This is a genomic window from Novosphingobium sp. Leaf2 (assembly GCF_001421325.1).
Classification (GTDB): Bacteria; Pseudomonadota; Alphaproteobacteria; order Sphingomonadales; family Sphingomonadaceae; genus Novosphingobium.
The window spans coordinates 70,302-90,932 of sequence record NZ_LMJY01000012.1 but is presented as its reverse complement, the minus strand read 5'-3'; the positions used below and the strand labels follow the sequence as shown (position 1 = coordinate 90,932).

Sequence of the window (20,631 nt, the reverse complement as noted above, 5' to 3'; positions counted from 1 at the left end):
GTCTTTTGAAAAGCGCTTTTTCTATTTCCAGAGTCCACGTCTAACTTTACGATCGGCGTCCTCGCGGTTTATGACGGCACGCAAACTGTGCAAAAGTGCTCGTTTTGTGGATGGATACTTATCGGCCCGCTGCGATGGATTGTTAGCCTTGGCGGTAATTGTCAGCCCACTCGGAGCATCTTTCCAACCGACTCGGGGCTCACCGTAATCGTCAGTCTTCGCCGTGGCCCAGTGCCAGATATTCGGCGCTTTGCATTTCGTTCAGGCGGCTAACGGTCCGCTCGAATTCGAAGCGACCGGTCCCGGCCTCGTACAGTTGCTCCGGCGCCGCGTCGGCGGCGGCAATGAGCTTCACCTTGTTTTCGTAAAGCGCATCGATCAACGTGACGAACCGGGCCGCCTCATTGCGCCGGTCCGGCCCCAGCTTGGGAATGCCCATCAGGATTACCGTGTGATACGCCCGCGCGATCGCCAGGTAATCCGCCGCGCCTCGTGCTTCGCCGCATAGCCGCTTGAAGCTAAACACGCCCACGCCTTTGAGGCTCTTGGGCACGTGCAATGTGCGGCCTCCGCCAAGGTCGATATCCGCCGAGGGCACATGATCGCTGTCTTCCGGCGGATAATCTGTCAGCCGATAGAATGCCTCACGCGCCGCCTCTGTCGCCGGTTCGCCCAGCGGCATGTGCCAGGTTGCCATGCCGCCCAGGCGCTGCATGCGATAATCGGTCGGCCCGTTGAGGGTCAGGACGTCCAACTGCTGTTCGATCAGCGCGATGAACGGCAGGAAATGCTCGCGATTCAGGCCATCCTTGTAAAGCTGGGAGGGGGCCCGGTTTGACGTGGTCACGATCGTGACGCCTTCGTTCACGATCAGGTACGTGAACAGGCGGCTCATGATCATGGCGTCAGCGGAATTGTTCACCACCATTTCATCGAACGCGAGACACCGCATATTGCGGGCCAGGATCGCTGCGACGGGCGGGATCGGATCGCCGCTTTCTTTCTTGCGCTCGTCCCGCAGCAGGGAATGCACTTCCAGCATGAAGGCATGAAAGTGAACCCGCCGCTTTTCCGCGATATCCAGCGTCTGGACGAACAGGTCCATCAGCATCGACTTGCCGCGCCCGACGCCGCCCCACATGTAAACGCCGCGCGGTGCTGCGGGCTTCTTGCCCAGCAGCTTGCCGAGCAGGCCGGTGGAAGCGGAGGCCTTGTACAACGCACGCTGCAGACGATCGAGGCACTCAGCGGCGAGCGCCTGTTCCGGGTCGTTACGCAGTTCGCCAGTGGCCACCAGCGTTTCGTAGCGCTCGAGCATTGCCGTCATCGACCGTCAGCCCTTGCGCACCGAATTCATGAACTTGCGGAAAGGCCGGATCAGACCTGCCGCTCAGCCTGCATTTTTTTGATTTCGGCAATGGCGCGGGCAGGGGACAGGCCCTTGGGGCACACGTTCGCGCAGTTCATGATCGTGTGGCAGCGATACAGGCGGAACGGGTCTTCCAGTTCGTCGAGCCGCTCGCCGGTCATTTCGTCGCGGCTGTCGGCCAGCCAGCGATACGCCTGCAGCAAGATGGCCGGACCCAGGAACTTGTCCGAGTTCCACCAGTAGCTCGGGCACGAGGTGGAGCAGCACGCGCACAAGATGCACTCGTAGAGACCATCCAGCTTTTCGCGCTGTTCGGGGGTCTGCAGGCGCTCCTTACCCGAGGGCGTGGTGGAGACCGTTTGCAGCCATGGACGGATCGACGCGTACTGCGCGTAAAAGTGGGTGAAGTCGGGAACCAGATCCTTGATCACGTCCATGTGGGGCAGGGGCGTGATACGGATATCGCCCTTTAGGTCTTCGATGGCGGTGGTGCAGGCAAGGCCGTTCTTGCCGTTCATGTTCATCGCGCACGAACCGCAAATACCTTCGCGGCAGGAGCGACGGAAGGTGAGCGTGGCGTCCTGCTCGTTCTTCATCTTGATGATGGCGTCGAGCACCATCGGGCCGCAATTGTCGAGATCGATCTCGAACGTGTCGTAGCGCGGATTTTCGCCCGAATCAGGATCGTAGCGGTAGACCGTGAATTTCTTCACCCGGGTGGCGCCGTGCGCCTTGTGGACGATGCCCTGCTTCTTGATCTTGCTGTTCGCCGGGAGGGTGAAGGTCGCCATGAAACAATCCCTGTGGTCTTTGCACCGCGGCATGAACCGCCATGTGTTCCCCTCTAGCGATTCAACCGCATAGGGCAAGGGGTGACGCGCGCGCGAAACGTGCACCTGAGGCTTTGATCAGGGCAACTCGGTAGCGGTGGATGCATGAGCGGGACATGCGAAGGCCCTCCGTCGCGAGACGAAGGGCCCAGCATGTTTATTGGCGGTTGCCGTTCGGCAGCCGGCGTCAGTTTCCGAACGTGCGCTGCCACCAGCCACGACGCGGCAAGCCGGCATCGTCGCCTTCCGCAGCAGCGGCGGCGTCGTCAGCCTGATCAGCTTCCGGCGTCGGGTCCGCAGCGGGTGCAGGTTCGACGGCGGCCGTTGCTACAGCATCGGGCTCATCGGCCTTCTTGCGGCGGGTCCGCTTGGGCTTGGCCGCAGCTTCATCCGTTGCGGGCTCTGCCACCGGTTCGGTTACCGCATCGGCCTTTTTACGACGCGCACGCTTAGGCTTGGCTGCGCCATCATCGTCGGCCGTATCGGTCAGGGCGGCTTGCGGCGCTTCCTCCGCAACAGCCTCAGGTGCTGCATCGAACTTCTTGCGGCGGGTCCGCTTGGGCTTGGCAGCGGCTTCGTCGGTCGCCGGTTCGACGACGGCTTCCACCGGCGCCTCTACCGCTGCCGCGTCGGCCTTCTTCGAGCGACCACGGCGCGGCTTTGCAGGCGCGGCGTCTTCCGCAACTAGCTCAGCGTCCGCGTCTGCCTGCGGGGCTGGTGACAGCGCCACGGGCTCAGCGATATTCTCACCGTCCGCATCGCTTTCGCCCGCCACGTCTCCGCCAGCCGAAGCTTCGTCGGTGCCTTCCGCGCCACCTTCCTCACCGCGACGCCCGCGACGACGACGGCCACCACGGCGGCGGCGCTTCTTGGGCGCGCCGTTTTCGTCGGTCTCGGTGTGGGCGGCATCGCCGTCCTCATCCGTCTCGGCTTCGGCCTCGCCCTCGGCGTCTTCACTATCGCCGTCCGGGCGAGCGGCTTCGGCGTCGAGCGCTTCGCCTTCATCCCCGGTGCGATCGCGGTTACGGCTGCGGCGGCGCTTGCGACGCTTGCGGCGACCGCTGCCATCACCGTCCCCTTCGCCTGCTTCTTCGCGCTCGGACGTATCCTCGGCCTCGAAGTCCTCAAGCTCCTCGTCCTCGTCGACGAGATCATCCTCGACGACTTCGGCGATCGGATCGAAGCGGGGCACGAAATCGTTGCGCGGGCCCGACGAAATCACGCGCATCTTGGCGCCTTCGTTTTCACCTTCGGGAATGACTTCGACGGTAACGCCGTAGCGCTCCTCGATGTCGGCAAGGTCGGCTCGCTTGGCGTTTAGCAGGTACACGGCAGCCTCGGTGCTGGCGAACAGCGAGATGACCACGCCCTTGCCCTTGGCGGCTTCGTCTTCGATGAAGCGCAGGGCGGACAGGCCGGCAGAGCTGGCGGTGCGCACCAGCCCGGTGCCATCGCAATGCGGGCACGAACGTGTGGTCGCTTCCAGAACGCCGGTGCGCAGACGCTGGCGGCTCATCTCCATCAGGCCGAAGCTGGAGATGCGGCCAACCTGGATGCGCGCGCGATCGTTCTTGAGCGCGTCCTTCATCGCCTTTTCGACCTTACGGACGTTCGATCCGTATTCCATGTCGATGAAGTCGATGACGACGAGGCCGGCCATGTCGCGCAGACGCAGCTGGCGGGCAATTTCCTGCGCCGCTTCCAGGTTCGTGGCGACCGCCGTCTGCTCGATCCCGTGCTCCTTGGTGGCGCGGCCCGAGTTGATGTCGATCGAGACCAGCGCCTCGGTGGGGTTGATGACGATGTAGCCGCCCGACCGCAGCTGCACGACCGGATCGTACATCGCGGTCAGCTGGTCTTCCGCGCCGAACCGCTGGAACAGCGGCACCGGATCGGAATAGGGCCGGACCTTGCGGGCATGGGTGGGCATCAGCAGCTTCATGAAATCACGCGCGGCGTGATAGCCATGCTCGCCCTCGACCACGACTTCTTCGATGTCGCGGTTGTAGATGTCGCGGATGGCGCGCTTGATCAAATCGCTGTCGGAATGGATCAGCGTGGGCGCGGCCGAGCGCATGGTTAGTTCGCGCAGTTCGTCCCACAGGCGGGCAAGGTAATCGAAGTCACGCTTGATTTCGGTCTTGGTGCGCTGGAGGCCAGCGGTGCGCACGATGCAACCCATCGAACGCGGCAGGTCTAGTTCCGAGATGATCGACTTCAGGCGCTTGCGATCCGAAGCCGAGCTGATCTTGCGGCTGATGCCGCCGCCATGGCTGGAATTGGGCATGAGCACGCAGTAGCGGCCCGCCAGGCTGAGGTAAGTGGTAAGGGCGGCGCCCTTGTTGCCGCGCTCTTCCTTGACGACCTGGACCAGCAGCACCTGCCGGCGATGGATCACGTCCTGGATCTTGTACCGGCGGCGCAGGGCCATGCGGCGGGCACGCAGGTCGTCCGCTTCTTTCGAGCGGCCTGAGGAACGACCCTGACGGCGGCCACGGCCACGACGGCCCCGGCCATTCTCGCCCTCTTCTTCGCCTTCGCCATGATCGCCATCGTCATCGGCAGGGAAGGCGCCTTCTACCGCGCCGTCCTCGATCGTGGCGACGTGATCCTTATCGGACGTGTCGACCTCGGTGACCCCGCCATCGTCGTCGCCGTAATCGCCGTCTTCCTCCTCGTCGTCGCCTTCGGTGGCGCGCAGGGCTGCTTCTTCCTCGGCGTGCGCGGCTTCTTCAGCCAGCAGCGCCTCGCGATCCTCCTTGGGGATCTGGTAGTAATCCGGGTGAATTTCGCTGAAGGCGAGGAAGCCGTGGCGATTGCCGCCAAAGTCGACGAACGCCGCCTGAAGCGAAGGCTCCACGCGCGTCACCTTGGCGAGATAGATATTGCCTTTTAGCTGCTTCCGCTCGGTCGACTCGAAGTCGAACTCTTCAATGCGGTTTCCCTTGAGTACCGCCACCCGCGTTTCTTCCGGGTGGCGCGCATCGATAAGCATGCGCGTTGCCATGTGATAATCTCCGTGCGCGTCGACGCCCGGCCGGATCAGCCGAGGGGACGCGATAATGTTCGTAATGGGCAGATGAGCCCGTCAGCGTCGCAGCGGCACGGCCGATCCAGGCGGCGTGCTTCGCTTCGCGGGCGTGTTCTTGCGCAACGGCGGGGCAATCCATCGCCCCTTGCGCGTCGAAAGCGTGCGCCGCAGGAAAAGCGGCACGTGTGTCTGCAAGCGAGAAGCCGCGCGGCACACTGGCCCACACGGAAAGTTGCGACCATGCCGCCCATGCCCCATCGGACATTGGCTGGCAGGGGGGCAACTGGCTTCTCATCGCTCGCTTCAACCTGTGAGGCTGTTTTACTGGAAAAAGGATTTTTCCAGCTTTCAGGGCCGGAACCCCAATATGCTGAACCGGTCCCTTCCGGCGCCATATGGTTATGGCCTTGCCCGAATACGAGGACCGAATAGCCTTGTCTGCCCCGGTTATGTCTGGCCTAGCATTCATGAACGACGACGGCAAGTTGCTTGGCCGATTGGAATTTATGCCCTGCTTTACGCGCGCGTTTCGCTAACGCGGCTGTGGGAAGCGCGGCTGCGCGGGATTGCCCGCCGGCATAGTGCCGCGTAGATCTGCGCCCCAGATGCCGCGTACTCGCTTGATCCTCGTCCTTGCCGTGCCCCTGGGCCTGCTGCTGGTGGCGCTGGTCGCGAGCATGGCGATGGCAAGTCGGGCGGGCGCTTACGATTACGTGATCCGGTTCGATCTGCCCAGCGCCACCGCGCCGGTCGATCTGCCCCGCATTGACGGGCCGGCGGATGCCAGCCGCCCGCTTGTGGTGATCGACGCCGGGCACGGCGGCTTCGATCCCGGCGCCGGGCAGGGCGCGCTGAAGGAAAAGACGGTGGCGCTGGAAATCGCCCTGGCGATCCGCCAGCGGCTGCTGGACGCCGGTGGCATCCGCGTGGCGCTGACCCGCGATACCGACCGCTTCATCGCCTTGCCGGACCGACCGGACATGGCGCGCCGCCTGAACGCCGATCTGTTCGTCTCGATCCACGCAGACAGTGCCGATGGCGATTCGGCGCGCGGGGCCAGCGTTTATGTGCTCTCCGAAAAGGGGTCGAGCGAAGCGGCGGAGCGGTTCGCCGCCCGCGAGAACGGGGCCGGGAAGGTCAACGGCGTGGCACTTTCACAGGCCAACGCCAATGTCGGGGCAATCCTGCTCGACCTGTCGCAGCGCGGCGCGCAGGGGCGCTCGGCCCAAGCAGCGAGCCTGCTGCTGCGCGAACTGGGCGACGCGCACATCGGCATGCACCGCGACCAGCCGCAGACCGCCGCGCTCGCGGTGCTCAAGGCGCCGGACATCCCCTCGATCCTGTTCGAGACGGGGTACATCAACAACCCGGCGGATGTGCAAGTTCTGGGCTCGCGCGCCGGGCAGCAGCAACTTGCCGACGCGGCGGCAAAAGCCATCCGCGCCTTTTTCGCCAGGAACGCCGGTGCCTGATCGCGTCGTGTCTGGTCTTGCGCGCGAGGGGCGTGCTAGAGGGCTGGCGCAATGACCGATGCGACCGATCCAGGCGAGCAGCCGCCCCACGACGTCACTTACCGCATCCGGCGTGAGGCGTCCGGTCGTCTTGCCGCCGTTCGCCGGTCCTGGCGTGAGCGCAAGTGGCTGCGCCGGTTCGGGTATCTGGTGATGGCCGGATTCATCGGCCTGATCGGCATGTGGATGGTCCTGTCGCACGATCTGCCGGATGCCAACAAGCTGCTCGAATACCAGCCGCCACTGCCCACGATGGTGCGCGGAATGGATGGCGAGATCGTCTATTCCTACGCCCGAGAACGGCGGGTCCAACTGCGTTTCGTGGACTTTCCCCGTCCGCTGGTGAACGCCTTCCTGTCTGCGGAGGACAAGTCTTTCTGGACCCACGGCGGCGTGGATATTGGCGGCCTCGCCGGCGCGGTGGTGGATTACGCGGCGAAATACGGCACCGGCGTGCGCGCCAAGGGCGGCTCCACGATCACGCAGCAGGTGGCGAAAAACATCCTGATTGGTGACGAGTATTCGGTTACCCGCAAGCTCAAGGAAATGGTGCTGGCGCGCCGCATCGAGGGCGTGCTGACCAAGCAGCAGATCCTGGAACTGTACCTCAACGAGATCCCGCTGGGCCGCCGCGCGTTCGGGGTGCAGGCAGCGGCGCGCGCGTATTTCGACAAGGACGTGCAGGACCTGACGCTCAGCCAAAGCGCGTTCCTGGCGATCCTGCCGCGTGCGCCTGAAGTTTATGGCCGCGCCAAGAACGAGGAGCGCGCACTGGATCGGCGCAACTGGGTGCTGGATCAGATGACCAAGAACGGCTGGGTCACGCCCCAGGCGGCGGCGGCGGCCAAGGCCGAACCGCTGGGCCTGGTTACCCAGCGCACCAGCGCCTACGATCCCGCCAACGCTTATTTCATCGAAGAAGTGCGCCGGCGCCTGATCGGCCAATACGGTGAGAAGGCGGATCAGGGGCCCAACAGCGTTTACGCCGGCGGCTTGTGGGTGCGCACCTCGCTTGACCCGGAAATGCAAAAGGCGGTCCGCGATGCCTTGCGCAAGGGGCTGCTGCTGTATCACGGCACGCGGGGCTGGGCCGGCCCGATCGCGCACATTGACGATCTTGCCAATTGGCAGAGCCAGCTGGTGGTGGCGAACAAGACGATCAATTACAAAGACTGGCGCGTCGGCGTCCTGCTCGATGCGCCCGCGCGCGATGGCGGTAGCGGGCGCATCGGTTTTTCCGACGGCAATATCGCCACGCTGACCGGCGTTTCGGATCGCGCCAAGGCCGGCGATCTGGTGGTTGCCGCGCCGCTGGGCAACGGCACGTGGGCGCTGCGCACGGTTCCGTCGGTTTCGGGCGGCATGATGATCGAGGAGCCGGCTTCGGGCCGCGTCGTCGCCATGCAGGGCGGCTTCGATGCCGGGCTCGATTCGTTCAATCGCGCGGTGCAGGCCGAACGCCAGCCGGGCTCCACCATCAAGCCGTTCGTCTATGCCACCGCGCTGCAATACGGGATGACTCCGGCCACGCAGGTGCTGGACGGGACGTTCTGCGTTTTCCAGGGCGCGAACCTTGGCAATAAATGCTTCCGCAACTTCGGCGGGGAGGGCGGCACCGGCAGCCACACCATGCGCTGGGGCCTTGAACAGTCTCGCAACCTGATGACGGTGCGCATCGCCAATGATGTGGGGATGAAGCGGGTTACCCGCACATTCCACAACATGGGCATCGGCGATTATCAAAACTACCTGTCGTTCGCGCTGGGTGCGGGCGAAACCACCGTGGCGCGCATGATCAACGCGTATGCGGCGCTTGCCAACAATGGCGTGCAGTTCTCCGGCTCGGTGATCGATTACGTGCAGGACCGCAATGGCAAGGTGATCTGGCGGGCGGACAAGGTGCGCTGCGATACCTGCAACATGCCCCAGTGGGACGGCAAGCCGATGCCGCGCGTGGCGCGTACCGGGCGGCAGGTGATCGATGCGGACACGGCGTATCAGGTGGTTCACATGCTTGAAGGCGTGGTGACGCGCGGCACGGCGGAGCGGCTGCGCGATCTTAACCTGCCGCTGTTCGGCAAGACCGGCACCACCAACGGCCCTACCGACGTGTGGTTCATGGGTGGCAATCAGGATTACGTGGGCGGCGTCTACATGGGCTACGATGCGCCCCGTTCGCTTGGCGGCTATGCGCAAGGCGGCCGGATCGCCGCGCCGATTTTCAAGGACGTGGTGCTCGCCACGCGGGAACGCTGGACCCAGCAACCGCTGATCGCGCCAGCGGGCATCCGCATGGTCCGCATCGACCGGGTGACGGGCAAGCGGGTCATGGGCGTGGAGCCCGGCAACGATCCGAAGGCAGCCGTGATCTGGGAAGCGTTCAAGCCCGACACCGAGCCGCACCAGTATACCGCGCAGGACGAATTTACCCGCCGGCGCGATGCGCTGGTCTCGCAGATCCGCTCTGCGCGTGAGGCGCACAGCGCGGCCAGCGCGACAGCGGCGGGGGACATGGGCAACTTCGCCGAAGAGCAGGGCGGCGTTTACTGATACCGCGTTGCGGTTGTCAGAAAACCGCTGCCGCCTCGCGCTTTTCGGGGCGGATGTAGATTGACGTGATCTTGGGCGAAAGCGCCTTCATGCGCGTTTCCAGTTCCTCGATCAGCGTTTCCGCCTGACCCATCGGAAGGTCATCCACGAAATCGGCGCTGATCGCCACGAACACTAGGTCAGGCCCTGTGTGGACGGTCCGCACATGATTGACGGAGGTGATGCTCGGGCTGTCCTCCATCACCGTACGCAATTTGGCGATCAGCGCCGGATCAGCAGCCTCGCCAATCAGGAGGCCCTTGGCTTCGCGCGCCAAAACGACCGCAACGGCGGCCAGCACCAGCCCGATGAGGATCGATGCCACGCCGTCCAGCCGGGCATCACCGAAATATGTGCTGGCGCCGATACCCGCTGCCGCGATGACGAGGCCGATCAGCGCCGCACTATCCTCGAACAGGACGATGAAGCCGGCGGGGTCTTTCGATCGGCGCACGGCGCGCCACCAGCTTTGCCCTTTGCGGCTTTCGTTGAATTCCTTGACGGCGATGCCCCAAGACGTGGCTTCCATCAGGAACGCCACGCCCAGCACGATGAAGCTCAGGGTCGTGTCCTCGATCGGATGCGGTTCCTGAATATGCGCGATGCCCTCGTAGATCGAGATGCCCGCGCCGCCCGCAAAGATCAGGATCGCGACGATGAACGCCCAGAAATACAGCTCGCGGCCATAGCCGAACGGGTGGGCGGCATCGGGTGCGCGCTTGGCCCGTTTCTGGCCATACAGCAGCAGTACCTGGTTGCCGCTGTCCACCAGCGAGTGCACGCCTTCCGTTGCCATGGCGGACGACCCGCCGATCGCGGCCGCCACGAACTTGGCGATGGCGATGCCCACGTTGGCGGCCAGCGCGCCGTACAGGACGATATTCTCGCGGATGTGGGCCGATGTACTCGCCATGCGGGTTATCCTGCCATTTCCATAGTGTTCGTCACTTCGCGCGATTCGCCGCCCAGCCACTGGCGCACGACGAGATAGCGCCCGTGCAGCGCCGCACGCTCCCACACGCCAAAGCCCAGCAGCGTCCCATCCAGCCCCTGCGCCGCACTGAGCCAGCGCACCTGCTCCAGCCCGGCGCGAATACCTTCGCGGCTAAGGTCGGTCGCGCGCGCCAGACCCTCGGCAACAAGCCGCCCAAGATCATGACCACGTGCAACGGCGGGTGCTTGCCTGCGCGGTGCGCGGAAATCGGCCATGATGTTTTGCAGTGTGGCGTTCGCGTCGGAGTACGAATCGATATAGAACCAGCGCTCCAGATCACGGGCGTGGTCGCCATCGTGGCCGATGGTGCCGGCGCCGTTCATCATCGCGGGGCCGGCCCACCGGGAGGCGGCAAGCGCTGCGGCCACGGCTGGCGCAGCGGTGCCGAATCCCAGGTGTACGACCGCGTCCGGCTCCGCGCCAAGCACGGCGCCGATGGCATTGCCAGCACTATCGGCCAGCGGCGACACGCCTTGGCGCGACACGACCTGCAGGCCAAGGATCCGCGCTTCATCGTCAAGATACTTGGCGAGCCGGCTGCCCACCGGGGTGTCATCGTGCACCACGCCGATCCTGCTGCACCCCAGCGTAGCCAGATGACGCGCGATGACCAGCGATTCGTCTTCGTAGCTGCCGACCTGATGCTGGAACATCCAGCGGCTGCGGGCGCGGCCCGTGGCTGCAAAGTTGATCGTGGGAATGCGTAGCTGCTCGGCGAGCGGCGTGGCGACCAGCGCGTTGTCCGCAATCGCCGGACCAACGATCAGGCCAACGCCCGCATCGGCAAGCTGGCGATACGCTCGCTCGACCGCTTCGGCAGTGCCCGATGGTAAGCCAAGGCTGTAAGCGTGGACGAACTCCACCTCGGCATGCAAGCGTCCTGCGGCGCGCACTGCCGCCACCTCGCGCTCCAGCCATTCGGTCGGGTCACGGCTTTCGGCGTCGTCTGGCCCGGATAGATCGGCCATATCGTTCAGAACGCCGACCATAACGCGTGCTGGCATCGTTCACCCTCCGGGCGCGCCTGCTCGCACCCTCGGGCCTGACAATGTGTCAGCGCGAAAAAGGCTGCACCGCCGTTGCGGGAAACATCAGCCGGGCTCGGGCGCGCAGGATGCCTATCGGCGCGAGTTGCGGAAGCAGCGCATCTCGCCGTCGCTGCCGTTGGGCTCCACCTTGCGCAGGAAATTGCCTGACACACGGTGGAGTTTGAGCCCGCGCAGCTTGCCGCCGGTCATCGTCACCAGGTCGCCGGTCATCAGGTAGCTGCCACGGATGCCGCCGGCTTTGTAGGACGAGGCATTGACGATCCGAAATTCGCTGTCGGGAACCGGCTTTCCCACCGGTCCATCGGCATCGCCGGCCAGTTCGCACATGTAATGGCCCATCGGCAGAGTCGAAATCGGGCCGCCCGGCACCGGCGGCGGCGCAGGCTTGGCGTATCCCGCAACAGGGGCCAGAAGCAGAGCCGTGGCGATGGCCGGCAGCAGGTGCGAAAGATGGTGCGCGCGCGTCATGCGATGCGAATTAGCATCGGCGCGGGGGAATTGCCATGCCCGGCCGCCTCGTCTAAGGGCGCAGGCTTCCGAACGGCCACGTCGTCCGCCTTGGCGATGCGAACCCGTGAACAGCTCTTTCCCATCCTGAAGGCCAAGCACCATGAAGATCAGTGGCGTCGACATCCGTCCCGGCAATATTCTTGAATACGAAAAGGGTATCTGGAAGGTCGCCAAAACGCAGCACACGCAGCCCGGCAAGGGCGGCGCCTTCATGCAGGTCGAGATGAAGAACCTGATCGACGGGCGCAAGACCAACGTGCGCTTCCGCAGCGCCGATACCGTTGAGCGGGTGCGCCTCGATACCAAGGATTTTCAGTTCCTCTATGCCGAGGGCGACGATCTGGTATTCATGGACATCGAGAACTACGACCAGATTTCGCTTCCGGCAGACCTGCTGGGCGATGCTGCCGCGTTTCTCCAGGATGGCATGCAGGTAAGCCTTGAGATGTGGGAAGACCGCCCGATTTCCGTCCAACTGCCCGAGCAGGTGGAGGCCACGATCGTCGAGGCCGACGCCGTGGTGAAAGGGCAGACCGCCTCGTCTAGTTTCAAGCCTGCCATTCTCGATAACGGCGTGCGCGTGATGGTGCCGCCGCATATCGAAAGCGGCACGCGCATCATCGTGGACGTCTACGAAAAAACTTATGTGAAGAAGGCTGACTGATGCACACAATCACGACCAAATTCGCCCTGACCCTTGCCGCCGCCGGCATGATCGCGGGCGCGGTTCCCGCGTTCGCGGCCCCTGCAAAAAAGGCGGTGGCCAAGCCCGCTGCCGCAGCGGCAGCCACTCCTGGTGCCGTGCCTTCAGCTGCTGAGCGCGAACGCTCCGAGCATGCCGTTCTGTATCTTAAGGTGCTGATCAGCGCGCTGCAGTCCGACGAAGTGAAGGAAGACGCCAAGACCACGCTGGTCGGCTGTCTCTATTCCGCGCCGCTGGGCAAGATCACCGAGGAAATGGACAAGGTCATCGCGCAGAACGCTGACAAGGTTCACCGCGACAAGCCCGCCGAACTGTTCAGCGTGATGGTTGCGGTTTGCGGTTACAAGGGCAATCCGACCCAGCCGGCATCGGCCGCCGCCCCCACGGCTGGCCCCAGCGGCACCCCCACCGGGCGATAATCTACAGGCCGGCGGCGGGCGTGGCTCGCCGCCGGACACAGGAGTGAAGTACAGTCATGGCCGCCATATCCGGTCTTATCCGCATTATCGAAAAGGCTGCGCGCAAGGCGGGCAATCGCCTGCGCCGCGATTTCGGCGAAATCGAACATCTCCAGGTCAGCCGCAAGGGCCCGGCCGATTTCGTCTCGAAGGCGGACCAGACCTCGGAGCGCACCATCTGGGACGAACTGCGCGCCGCCCGGCCGGACTGGGGTTATCTGTTCGAGGAAGCTGGCGAGATTGAGGGCGATCCCACCAAGCCGCGTTTCATCGTCGATCCGCTGGATGGCACCACCAACTTCCTGCACGGCATCCCGCATTTCGCGATCTCGATCGCGGTGCAGGAACCGCGCCTGGATGGCAACGGCTGGGGCGAGGTGACTGCCGGGCTGGTCTACAATCCGATCACGGACGAGAGCTACTGGGCGGAAAAGAACAGCGGCGCCTGGTTGCAGGATCGCCGTTTGCGGGTCTCCTCGCGCCGCCATCTGGATGAAAGCCTGATCGCCACCGGCATTCCCTTCGCCGGGCATGGCGATGCCGGCGAATGGACGCGGATCTATCATGCGCTGGCGCCGCAAGTGGCGGGCATCCGCCGTTTCGGGTCCGCCGCGCTCGACCTCGCGTGGGTCGCATCGGGGCGGTACGAGGGCTTCTGGGAAGCCGACCTCAAGCCTTGGGACACGGCGGCGGGCTGCCTGCTGGTGCGTGAGGCCGGCGGTTTCGTGTCCGACTGGAAAGGCCGTTCGCTCCCCGTTTGCGACACCGAAATCCTTGCAGGCAACGATGCGCTGCACTCACGTTTGCACAAGCTGGTAGCGACAGCATTGAAAAGCTGACTTGAGCCCGGCGCAAGACCGGGCTAAGCGGCCAAGCAGTGCCCCTGTGGTGGAATGGTAGACGCGAACGACTCAAAATCGTTTGCCGCAAGGCGTGCCCGTTCGAGTCGGGCCAGGGGCACCATTTTCCGACTTATCTGACGGCGTGGACCAACGAGAGCATTACGCCCAGCGCCATGCTCACGGCCAACGCGCCGACCACGCATGCCGCCAGCCATCGCAGCGGCGCAACAGCGCCGATTACTTTGGCAAGCGCCCAGCATAGCACGCCGCCGGCAATGCAGCCCAGCATGATCCCGGCGCCAACGCCGAATTGCGCGATGCATCCAAGCAGGATCGCCCCGAACACGATCGGGGGGAAAAACCCGGCCAGCATGCCGGGTAGGCGAAGCAGCACGACGCGCCGCGACGGCGTATCAGTCGTGCGCTCGCTCGCCGGCCTTTTGGATGGTGCTTGCGTCATCGTCGCCCTTATAGGTGCAAGCCCATAGTATGCTGTAGTGCAGCAAAACGCTACCGGCGATTGCGCGGGGCATGGCCCGCGCCCAGGCACTCGCATTCTGGGCGCCGGTTTTGTGCTTTTACGGCAGCCTGTTAAGCCAGTCCGAAATCAGCGCGCGCCCGGCGCTGACAGCCTTGTGGCCAATTTCGCCATGTGTGCGACGCAGCGCATCCGGGCACTTTCCCGCAGCGATGACGTCTTGCGGCCATTGCGCAACCCATTCGTCAAAGCGGGGGTCTTCGCCCATCTCGGCATGAAATTGCAGCGCCAGCAGAGTATCGCCGCGCCGGAAAGCCTGATGTTCGTACAACGGTGTCGAGGCCAGCATTTCCACGCCTTCGGGGCGAGTGAACGTATCCCCATGCCAATGCAGCACCGGCACGTCGCGCACGTGGCGCAGCGGCGTATCGGCAGCGTTTTCATGCACCGTCACGGGATGGAATCCGACCTCCTTGGTAGGGCCGGAAAAGACTTCCGCCCCCAGTGCGCTGGCGATCATCTGTGCCCCCAGGCACACGCCGAGGGTAGGGCGATCCGCCTCAAGGCGACGGCGCAGCCGACGCAACTGACAGCCGATCCAGGGATGGCGATCCTGCTCGTACACGCCCATCGGCCCACCCATCATGATGAGCAGGTCAGGCGCGCACAAATCCAGCGTCGAAAATGCGGGATCGCTCACGTCAATGCGCGTGATCGCGTATCCCGCATCCTCGATCGGTTCGCGATATCCGGCGACCCCTTCGTGGGGAACGTGGCGGATGATCAGGGCGGTCTTCACTGGGACGGTGTCGCACACTTTACATTAACACGCGACATCGCGCCGCCTGGAAACACGCGCGGGATCGATAGCGCCGGTCATAATCCCAGCCGGGACCAGAAGTCGGTCGCGGTTCGGATCGATGCTGCCTCTGCTTGCGCGGCCATTGTGGGCCCGCGCCAGGACGGGTGCGGCAGGCGTGCGTTCGTGGACGGTGCGGCCCGTCGGATGCGGCTGGTGAGCGGTGGGAAGGTATTGGACATGTCGTATCTCCTTGGTGGAGGCACGAAGCCGGCGTCGTCGCCTGGTATCGTGCGCTTTAGCGGTTGGTGACGCGGAGCAAGCTGACAGCTATCAAATGCCGCGGAGATACGGGCCAACCCCGTCGCTCGCTGACCAATCTACTTATTTGGTTGAGAATGTCCATTTGCGTTATCTTTATCGCTGACGAGAAAAACTTGATCTCACGCGATGCAACCCGCCAGGCGTGCGCTCGGGGCCAGCCGCTCGAGGCCAGCCATGCCACCAGTGTAAATCTTCCCGACAAGATTACTGACAAAGTAACCGACATTTCACACCTTTTGCCTTAGGCGTGGTGTGAAAAGCCGAACATCCGGCTGCGAAGGACGGTGCCCCCCGACGATGATTCGTCTGTTCAAACACTACATCCCACATGCCGTGATCCTGTTGTGGCTGGTCGATGTGCTGCTGCTGGGGATCGCCAACGAAACGTCCTGGCGGCTGCGTGCGGACCAGATCGGCATCGATCCTGGTGCGTTGACCGACCGGCTGGCGGCACATGGCGCATTCGCGGCGGTAATATCGCTATCGATGGTGGCGGTGGGGGTCTACGGGGCCGAGGCGCTGCGCTCCATGCGATTTGCCGCCGCGCGTCTGCTGGTGGCGATCTCGCTGGGGATCATCGCGCTGTCGTTCGCCGATTTCCTGATCGGCGGGCAGAACTTCTGGCGCTCCACCCTGGCCTATTCGATGGCCTTTGCGATCGTGCTGCTGGTGCTCAACCGGCTCTTTCTGGGCGGATTTCTGGGCACGACCGCGTTTCGCCGCCGGGTGCTGGTGCTGGGCGCCGGGGCACGGGCGCAGCGCCTGCGCGTGCTGGGGGAGCGGCCGGAGAGCGGCTTCGTGATCGTGGGCTACGTGGCGATGAGCGACAGCCCGCCGCTGGTGGAAGAAGCGATTTCGCGCGGCGCCATCCACAACCTCACCCGCTACGTCGAAAACCTGGGCGTGAGCGAAGTGGTGCTGGCGCTGGAGGAGCGGCGCAACGCGCTGCCGCTGAAAGACCTGCTGCGCATCAAGACCGCCGGCGTCCACGTGAACGAGTTCTCCAGCTTTCTGGAGCGCGAGACGGGGCGCGTCGATCTGGACACCGTCAATCCCAGTTGGCTCATCTTCTCTGACGGGTTCTCGTCGGGCCGCGCGCTGTCCAGCGCCGCCAAGCGGATATTCGACATCACCGTCAGCCTGCTGCTGCTGCTCGTCACCGCGCCCGTCATTCTCTTGTTCGCGCTGCTGGTGAAGATGGACAGCAAAGGCCCTGCCTTTTACCGCCAGCCGCGCGTAGGGCTGTTCGGGCAAAACTTCGACGTCATCAAGCTGCGCTCGATGCGCACCGATGCCGAGGCGGCGGGTGCGCAGTGGGCATCGAAGGACGATCCGCGCGTAACCCGCGTGGGCAAGTTCATTCGCAAGGTGCGGATCGACGAACTGCCGCAGGCGTGGACTGTCCTGAAGGGCCAGATGAGCTTCGTAGGCCCGCGCCCTGAGCGGCCCGAGTTCGTGGCTCATCTTGAGGAACAACTGCGCTATTATGCCGAGCGGCACATGGTGAAGCCCGGTATCACCGGCTGGGCGCAGATCAACTACCCGTACGGAGCGTCGATCGAGGATTCCCGCAACAAGCTGGAATACGACCTCTATTACGCCAAGAACTACACCCCGTTCCTTGATTTCCTGATCATCCTGCAGACGCTGCGGGTGGTGTTGTGGAGCGAGGGCGCACGCTGATGGCGGTGGGCACCTGGACCACTGTCGGCATCGGCCTCGACCTCACCGGCGCGCTGGCGCTGGCCAGCGTTGCGGTATGGCTGCTGCCGCGCCGTGAGCGGTTCGGCACGGCCGGCGGGGCGATGATCGCGGCGCTGCTCCTTACTGCCTTGTGGAACGTGGCAAGCGCGGTGGCGCTGGCATCGCCGTCGTCTGCAGTCTTCGCACCTTCGCTTACCGAGAGCGCACGCAATCTGGCTTGGCTTGCGGTGATCTATCGGCTGTTTGCAGGCGATGGCCGGCATACCAGCCTGGCGCCGATCAGGCCGGTGATTGTCTCGCTCGCGTTTGTCGAAGTCTTGCATCTGGGCGCCGATTTCGGATTTTCAGGCCTGACGCTCGATCGCAACGTGCTGAAGATCGCCTTCGAGTTCAATGTCCTGTTGCGGTTGCTGGTGACGGTGGGCGGTCTGGTACTGATCCATAACCTGTATGCGGGTGCGCCGCGCGGGTGGCGGCAAGGATTGCGCTGGCCGGCGGCCGGGCTGGCGATGCTGGCGGCGTTCGAGCTGAACCTTTACACGATCGCGTACATAACCGGAAAATGGCCCGCCGAGCTGGCGACCTTGCGCGGACTGGCAGGCATCGCGCTGGCCGTTTGCATCGCGATCGGCGCATCGCGCAACAGCGCCGATGTGCGCATCCGGCCGTCGCGCGCGGTCACGTTCCAGACCTTTTCGCTGCTGGTGATCGGGGCGTATCTGGTGGCCATGGTCGCCGTGGCGGAGTGGCTGTCCTATGCCGGCGGCGATTTCGCGCGGCTGATCGAGCTGGCGTTCGTGGTAGTGGCAAGTGCGTTTGCGTTGGTGGTCCTGCCCTCGCGCCGGGTACGTGGCTGGCTCAAGGTCATCGTAGCGAAGCACTTCTTCCAGCACCGGTACGACTACCGCGAAGAATGGCTGCGGTTTACCCGGACCATCGGGAGCGATCAGGCCGCCCCGCTGGGGGAGCGGGTGGTTCGCTCGGTGGCGGACGTGTTCGAAAGCCCGGCTGGCCTGTTGCTGGCGCCGGGGGAGCAGGGGGAGCTTACCCTTGCCGCGCGCTGGAACTGGCCAGACATCGACGTGCCGGCCCGCGCTATCGACCAAGCGAGCGTTGCCGGGCTGGAGGCGAGCGGCTATATCGTTGATCTTGATGAGGTGCGCGCCAACGCCGGCATCGCGATGCCCGAATGGCTGCTGGCTGATGTGTGCGCCTGGGCGCTTATTCCGCTGGTCCATTACGAGAAGCTGGTGGGCATGGTCGTGCTTGCCCGCCCGCAGATCGCACGGCGGTTCGATTGGGAAGACCTCGATCTGCTGCGCGTCATCGGGCAGCAGGTGGCCAGCTACCTTGCCGAAAACGCCAGCCAGCTGGCCTTGGCCGAAAGCGCCCGGTTCGAGGATTTTCACCGCCGTATCGCGTTTGTGATGCACGACATCAAGAACCTGGCCAGCCAGTTTAGCCTGCTCGCCCGCAATGCCGAACTGCATGCCGAAAAGCCAGCCTTCCGGGCCGATATGCTGGTGACGCTGCGCAATTCCTCGGACAAGCTGAACGCGTTGCTGGCGCGCCTCTCGCGTTATGGATCGGGGGCCGGTGAGCGGGTGGAGACGGTGCACGCGCGTGACGTGCTGGCGGCGGTGATGGAGCGGTTCCGGGCGCACCCGCAGGTGGTGCTGGCGCAGCAGGCGGACTTTGCGGTCGTCGCCAGCCGGCATTCGCTGGAGCAGGTGCTGGTTCACCTTGTGCAAAATGCGCTCGATGCCAGCCGGCCCGAACGTCCGGTGTTCGTGTCTCTCAGCGAGGAGAGCGGGAACGCGCGGTTTGAAGTGCTGGACAGTGGCACCGGGATGAGCGTCGACTTCGTGCGCAACCGTCTGTTCAAACCGTTCGTGTCCACCAAGGCCGGCGGCTTCGGGATCGGCGCGTTCGAGGCGCGTGAACTGGTGCGCGCGATGCGCGGACGGCTGGACGTGGAATCGCGCGAAGGGCTGGGCTCGCGCTTTGTCGTGCGCCTGCCGATCGCGGCTGCCGATACCGCGCCGCTGCCGATCGCCAAGGTGGCGTGATGAGCGAGGCCGCCTTGCCCAAGCTCCTGGTCGTCGAGGATGACGCAGGCCTGCAGGCGCAGCTCAAGTGGGCGTACGAGGATTTCGAGGTGCTGGTGGCCGGCGACCGTGCCAGCGCCATCGCGCTGCTGCGCGCCGAGATGCCCGATGTCGTCACCTTGGACCTGGGCCTGCCGCCCGATCCCGATGGCACGAGCGAGGGCTTTGCCGTGCTGGACGAAATCATGGCGCTCAAGCCCGACACCAAGGTGGTCGTCGCATCCGGGCACGGTGCGCGGGAAAGCGCGCTGCAGGCCATCGCGCGCGGCGCCTATGACTTCTACCAGAAGCCGGTCGATATCGACACGCTGGGCCTGATCGTGCGCCGGGCGCTGCATCTGCACCGGCTGGAGGAGGAAAACCGGCGCTTGGCGCTGCGGGTGGACACAGGCGAAACCGTACTGGGCCGCCTGATCACCGCCGCGCCCGAAATGGTGAAGGTGGCCCGCACGATAGAGCGGGTCGCCAACACCGGCGTATCGGTCATGCTGCTGGGGGCCAGCGGCACCGGCAAGGAACTGCTGGCGCGCGGGCTTCACGAGGCGAGCGGGCGGGCCGGCGGCGCGTTCGTGGCGATCAATTGTGCGGCGATCCCCGAAAACCTGCTGGAAAGCGAACTGTTCGGCCATGAAAAGGGCGCCTTCACGGGCGCAGTAAAAACCACGCCGGGCAAGATCGAACAAGCCGCCGGGGGCACCCTGTTCCTGGACGAAGTAGGCGATATTCCGCTGCAACTGCAGGTCAAGCTGCTGCGCTTTTTGCAGGAGCGGGTCATCGAGCGGATCGGATCGCGCACCGCCATCGCAGTGGATACGCGCATCGTGTGCGCCACCCACCAGGATCTTGACGCGATGATTGCGCAAGGACGGTTCCGCGATGATCTGTATTACCGCCTTGCCGAAATCGTGGTGCGTATTCCCGCGCTGGCCGAGCGGACCGGCGATCCCACGCTGCTCGCCAAGGCCTTCCTCACCCGCCATGCCAAGGACATGAACCCGGCAGTGCGGGGATTTTCCGCAGAGGCGCTGGCTGCCATCGATGCCTGGCATTGGCCGGGCAACGTGCGCGAACTGGAAAATCGGGTGAAGCGTGCGGTCATCATGGCGGACGAAAAGCTGGTCAGCGCTGCCGACCTCGATCTGGCCGATCCCGACGCACAGGTCACCGCCGCGCTGAACCTCAAGAGCGCGCGCGAGCAGGCGGACCGCAAGGTGATCCGCCATGCGCTTGCCCGCAGCGAAGGAAATATTTCCAGCACCGCAAAGATGCTGGGGATCAGCCGGCCCACATTGTACGATCTGCTCAAGCAGTACGATCTCCAGCCGTCCTGAC

17 protein-coding genes and 1 tRNA gene are annotated in these 20,631 nt (G+C 64.5%); 9 read left to right on the top strand and 9 right to left on the bottom strand.

All coding sequences use genetic code 11. From position 1 onward, the window contains the following. Positions 1–211: 211 nt before the first annotated feature. From zapE to ASE49_RS07050, 3 genes are all read right to left on the bottom strand, one after another. The gene (zapE, locus tag ASE49_RS07060; protein ID WP_056769785.1) at positions 212–1,327 is read right to left on the bottom strand and encodes a cell division protein ZapE; all 1,116 of its coding nucleotides are present in this window, start codon (positions 1,325–1,327) and stop codon (positions 212–214) included. A 50-nt stretch (positions 1,328–1,377) separates the two neighbouring features. Continuing rightward, a complete protein-coding gene (locus ASE49_RS07055; RefSeq protein ID WP_056769783.1) occupies positions 1,378–2,160 on the bottom strand; it encodes a succinate dehydrogenase iron-sulfur subunit in 783 nt (260 codons plus the stop codon). Between the two features lie 226 nt (positions 2,161–2,386). After that, positions 2,387–5,206 (bottom strand): Rne/Rng family ribonuclease, encoded by a 2,820-nt coding sequence (locus tag ASE49_RS07050; protein WP_056769782.1) that lies wholly within the window; start codon positions 5,204–5,206, stop codon positions 2,387–2,389. A 629-nt stretch (positions 5,207–5,835) separates the two neighbouring features. Between ASE49_RS07050 and ASE49_RS07045 the strand changes: the two genes are divergently transcribed. Beyond that, positions 5,836–6,702, top strand: a complete 867-nt coding sequence (locus ASE49_RS07045) for an N-acetylmuramoyl-L-alanine amidase family protein (protein ID WP_056769781.1) — start codon at positions 5,836–5,838, stop codon at positions 6,700–6,702. A gap of 51 nt (positions 6,703–6,753) precedes the next feature. Next, positions 6,754–9,291, top strand: coding sequence for a penicillin-binding protein 1A (locus ASE49_RS07040; RefSeq protein ID WP_056769780.1), 2,538 nt, complete (start codon positions 6,754–6,756; stop codon positions 9,289–9,291). Positions 9,292–9,307: 16 nt separating this feature from the next. Here the strand turns inward: ASE49_RS07040 and ASE49_RS07035 are convergent, their stop codons facing one another. From ASE49_RS07035 to ASE49_RS07025, 3 genes are all read right to left on the bottom strand, one after another. Further along, positions 9,308–10,243, bottom strand: a complete 936-nt coding sequence (locus ASE49_RS07035; RefSeq protein WP_056769778.1) for a cation diffusion facilitator family transporter — start codon at positions 10,241–10,243, stop codon at positions 9,308–9,310. A gap of 5 nt (positions 10,244–10,248) precedes the next feature. After that, positions 10,249–11,328 carry an ABC transporter substrate-binding protein gene (locus ASE49_RS07030; RefSeq protein WP_056769776.1) on the bottom strand — a complete coding sequence of 360 codons (1,080 nt, stop codon included), beginning with the start codon at positions 11,326–11,328 and terminating at the stop codon, positions 10,249–10,251. Positions 11,329–11,442: 114 nt separating this feature from the next. Next, the gene (locus ASE49_RS07025) at positions 11,443–11,841 is read right to left on the bottom strand and encodes a hypothetical protein (RefSeq protein ID WP_056769773.1); all 399 of its coding nucleotides are present in this window, start codon (positions 11,839–11,841) and stop codon (positions 11,443–11,445) included. A 142-nt stretch (positions 11,842–11,983) separates the two neighbouring features. Between ASE49_RS07025 and efp the strand changes: the two genes are divergently transcribed. From efp to ASE49_RS07005, 4 genes are all read left to right on the top strand, one after another. Continuing rightward, a complete protein-coding gene (gene efp / locus ASE49_RS07020) occupies positions 11,984–12,547 on the top strand; it encodes an elongation factor P (protein WP_056769771.1) in 564 nt (187 codons plus the stop codon). After that, positions 12,547–13,005, top strand: coding sequence for a hypothetical protein (locus ASE49_RS07015; protein ID WP_056769769.1), 459 nt, complete (start codon positions 12,547–12,549; stop codon positions 13,003–13,005). The genes efp and ASE49_RS07015 overlap by 1 nt, the downstream gene beginning before the upstream one ends. A 56-nt stretch (positions 13,006–13,061) precedes the next feature. Then, on the top strand, positions 13,062–13,883 hold the full coding sequence (locus ASE49_RS07010) for an inositol monophosphatase family protein (protein WP_056769767.1): 822 nt from the start codon (positions 13,062–13,064) through the stop codon (positions 13,881–13,883). 40 nt (positions 13,884–13,923) lie between these two features. After that, positions 13,924–14,007, top strand: a tRNA-Leu gene (locus tag ASE49_RS07005). A gap of 9 nt (positions 14,008–14,016) precedes the next feature. On the opposite strand, the gene ASE49_RS07000 is transcribed toward ASE49_RS07005, so the two are convergent. From ASE49_RS07000 to ASE49_RS18150, 3 genes are all read right to left on the bottom strand, one after another. Next, entirely contained in the window at positions 14,017–14,346 is a 330-nt protein-coding gene (locus ASE49_RS07000; protein ID WP_156370180.1) for a hypothetical protein, read from the bottom strand. A 118-nt stretch (positions 14,347–14,464) separates the two neighbouring features. Continuing rightward, positions 14,465–15,163: a glutamine amidotransferase gene (locus tag ASE49_RS06995; RefSeq protein ID WP_056769762.1), complete on the bottom strand. Its 699-nt coding sequence runs from the start codon at positions 15,161–15,163 to the stop codon at positions 14,465–14,467. 77 nt (positions 15,164–15,240) lie between these two features. Further along, positions 15,241–15,405, bottom strand: a complete 165-nt coding sequence (locus ASE49_RS18150; protein ID WP_156370178.1) for a hypothetical protein — start codon at positions 15,403–15,405, stop codon at positions 15,241–15,243. 379 nt (positions 15,406–15,784) lie between these two features. Between ASE49_RS18150 and ASE49_RS06990 the strand changes: the two genes are divergently transcribed. The 3 genes from ASE49_RS06990 to prsR are packed head-to-tail and all read left to right on the top strand — an operon-like array spanning position 15,785 to position 20,630. Then, complete coding sequence (locus ASE49_RS06990; RefSeq protein WP_056769760.1) at positions 15,785–17,170, top strand: TIGR03013 family XrtA/PEP-CTERM system glycosyltransferase; 1,386 nt, start codon at positions 15,785–15,787, stop codon at positions 17,168–17,170. Continuing rightward, positions 17,170–19,260 (top strand): XrtA/PEP-CTERM system histidine kinase PrsK, encoded by a 2,091-nt coding sequence (gene prsK / locus ASE49_RS06985; RefSeq protein WP_056770908.1) that lies wholly within the window; start codon positions 17,170–17,172, stop codon positions 19,258–19,260. Before ASE49_RS06990 ends, prsK begins: the two co-directional genes overlap by 1 nt. Then, the gene (gene prsR / locus ASE49_RS06980; protein WP_056769758.1) at positions 19,260–20,630 is read left to right on the top strand and encodes a PEP-CTERM-box response regulator transcription factor; all 1,371 of its coding nucleotides are present in this window, start codon (positions 19,260–19,262) and stop codon (positions 20,628–20,630) included. Before prsK ends, prsR begins: the two co-directional genes overlap by 1 nt. The last annotated feature ends 1 nt before the right edge of the window (position 20,631 follow it).

Bases quoted from the DNA above. Each gene is read 5' to 3' on its own strand.
- zapE (WP_056769785.1), bottom strand. From the start codon at position 1,327: ATGACGGCAATGCTCGAGCGCTACGAAACGCTGGTGGCCACTGGCGAA.
- ASE49_RS07055 (WP_056769783.1), bottom strand. From the start codon at position 2,160: ATGGCGACCTTCACCCTCCCGGCGAACAGCAAGATCAAGAAGCAGGGC.
- ASE49_RS07050 (WP_056769782.1), bottom strand. From the start codon at position 5,206: ATGGCAACGCGCATGCTTATCGATGCGCGCCACCCGGAAGAAACGCGG.
- ASE49_RS07045 (WP_056769781.1), top strand. From the start codon at position 5,836: ATGCCGCGTACTCGCTTGATCCTCGTCCTTGCCGTGCCCCTGGGCCTG.
- ASE49_RS07040 (WP_056769780.1), top strand. From the start codon at position 6,754: ATGACCGATGCGACCGATCCAGGCGAGCAGCCGCCCCACGACGTCACT.
- ASE49_RS07035 (WP_056769778.1), bottom strand. From the start codon at position 10,243: ATGGCGAGTACATCGGCCCACATCCGCGAGAATATCGTCCTGTACGGC.
- ASE49_RS07030 (WP_056769776.1), bottom strand. From the start codon at position 11,328: ATGCCAGCACGCGTTATGGTCGGCGTTCTGAACGATATGGCCGATCTA.
- ASE49_RS07025 (WP_056769773.1), bottom strand. From the start codon at position 11,841: ATGACGCGCGCGCACCATCTTTCGCACCTGCTGCCGGCCATCGCCACG.
- efp (WP_056769771.1), top strand. From the start codon at position 11,984: ATGAAGATCAGTGGCGTCGACATCCGTCCCGGCAATATTCTTGAATAC.
- ASE49_RS07015 (WP_056769769.1), top strand. From the start codon at position 12,547: ATGCACACAATCACGACCAAATTCGCCCTGACCCTTGCCGCCGCCGGC.
- ASE49_RS07010 (WP_056769767.1), top strand. From the start codon at position 13,062: ATGGCCGCCATATCCGGTCTTATCCGCATTATCGAAAAGGCTGCGCGC.
- ASE49_RS07000 (WP_156370180.1), bottom strand. From the start codon at position 14,346: ATGACGCAAGCACCATCCAAAAGGCCGGCGAGCGAGCGCACGACTGAT.
- ASE49_RS18150 (WP_156370178.1), bottom strand. From the start codon at position 15,405: ATGTCCAATACCTTCCCACCGCTCACCAGCCGCATCCGACGGGCCGCA.
- ASE49_RS06990 (WP_056769760.1), top strand. From the start codon at position 15,785: ATGATTCGTCTGTTCAAACACTACATCCCACATGCCGTGATCCTGTTG.
- prsK (WP_056770908.1), top strand. From the start codon at position 17,170: ATGGCGGTGGGCACCTGGACCACTGTCGGCATCGGCCTCGACCTCACC.
- prsR (WP_056769758.1), top strand. From the start codon at position 19,260: ATGAGCGAGGCCGCCTTGCCCAAGCTCCTGGTCGTCGAGGATGACGCA.